Annotated in this window: 1 protein-coding gene; it reads left to right on the forward strand. The window is 61.8% G+C overall.

The annotated features are described in order from the left end of the window. Window positions 1-589, forward strand: a 589-nt coding sequence (locus ON38_RS03215; RefSeq protein WP_039822232.1) for a condensation domain-containing protein, incomplete at both ends; no start/stop codon positions are given.

A 589-nucleotide genomic window follows, 5' to 3' on the forward strand; every position in this document is an offset into this window, starting at 1 on the left:
CGATCGACGCGGAAATCCATGCGGGTTTGCAGCGGGTTGCTCGGCAGCAGAACGCGACCTTGTTCATGGTGGTGCATTCGGCGTTGGCGGTGTTGTTGTCGCGGCTGTCGGGTGTCGATGACATCACGATCGGTACGCCGGTGGCCGGTCGTGGTGAACGGGCGCTGGATGATCTGATCGGTATGTTCGTGAACACTCTGGTGTTCCGGACGCAGGTCGATGGTGGTGAGTCGTTCGCGGATCTGCTGGCGCGCCAGCGTGAGGTGGATATCGCGGCGTTTGCGCATGCGGATGTGCCGTTCGAGCGTTTGGTGGAGGTGCTGAATCCGGCACGTTCCACGGCGCGGAATCCGTTGTTCCAGGTGGGTTTGTCGTTCCAGAACTTGGCGGTGTCGAGTTTGGAGCTGCCGGGCCTGACGGTGTCGGGGCTGGATGTCGATACGGGTGTTTCCCAGTTCGATCTGCATTTGATCGTGGCCGACGAGTACGACGGTGAGGGTGTGCCGCGGGGTGTGCGGGGTCAGCTGACCTATGCCACCGATCTGTTCGATCGGTCCACCGCGCAGGAATTCGTGGATCGGTTCCTGCG

The sequence above is a fragment of the Nocardia testacea NBRC 100365 genome, assembly GCF_000308775.1.
In the GTDB taxonomy this organism is placed as follows: domain Bacteria; phylum Actinomycetota; class Actinomycetes; order Mycobacteriales; family Mycobacteriaceae; genus Nocardia; species Nocardia testacea.